The 962-nt window shown below is 71.8% G+C and carries 1 protein-coding gene; it reads left to right on the top strand.

What is annotated here, in order from left to right:
• Positions 1-141 precede the first annotated feature (141 nt).
• A partial coding sequence (locus I71_RS07345) for an AMP-binding protein (RefSeq protein WP_042693270.1) occupies positions 142-962 on the top strand: 821 nt, incomplete at its 3' end.

Below are 962 nucleotides of genomic sequence, written 5' to 3'. Positions count from 1 at the left end.
ATTATTCGGCGGGAAGGTGCTGCGCGATCTCGCCCGCCTCGACCAGGGAGGCGGCCGGACGGCGCCCGTCGTATTCGCCTGCAATCTCGGCGCGCCCTCGTTCCGCAGGCGGCTGCCGAGATCTTCGGACAGGTGTCGTGGATGATCTCGCAGACGCCCCAGGTCTGGCTCGACCACCAGACCTATCCGACGCCGGACGGGCTGTTGCTGAACTGGGATGCCGTGGAGGATCTGTTCCCGCCCGGTCTTCTCGACGACATGTTCGCCGCCTACGAAGGGCTGGTGCGGTCCCTGGCCGGCGGCGACTGGGACAGGCCTGCCAGTCTTCCCCTGCCTGCCGCCCAGGCGGCCGTCCGGGCGGCGGTGAACGCCACGGCCGCGCCGGTCGACGCGCGGCAACTGCACGAGGCCTTCTTCGAGCATGCCCTGGCCGGACCCGGCCGCCTCGCGCTGATCGCGGGCGATGAGGTCCTCAGCCGCCGTGACCTGGCCGAGCGGGCGTTGCGCATCGCCGGGTTGCTGCGCGGCCGGGGGGTGCGGGACGGCGACGTGGTCGGCATCGCCCTGCCGAAGGGGGCGGACCAGATCGCCGCCGTTCTCGGGGTGGTGGCCGCCGGCGCCGCCTATCTTCCGGTGGCCTGGGACCAGCCGGCCGCGCGGACGCGGCGCATCTGCCAGCGGGCCGGGGCTGGACTGGTTCTGACCCGCGCCGAAAGACTGGAGTGCGCGGGCTGGCCGGACGGGGTCACGCTGGTCGATATGGCGGAGGCCGCGGGCGTCATACCGCTTCCGGCACCGGTTCGTGGCGATCACCAGCGTTCCGCCTACATCATTTTCACGTCCGGTTCGACGGGAGAACCCAAGGGCGTCGAGGTCAGCCATGCCGCCGCCTGGAACACCGTCGTCAGCGTCAACGACCGTCTGGGCGCCGGAACCGGCGACAGGATCCGGCGCGTCGGCTC

This window comes from Azospirillum sp. B506 (assembly GCF_000333595.1).
Taxonomy (GTDB): domain Bacteria; phylum Pseudomonadota; class Alphaproteobacteria; order Azospirillales; family Azospirillaceae; genus Azospirillum.
Note: the sequence above shows the minus strand (reverse complement) of the source record. Positions and strands in the feature narration are given on the sequence as shown.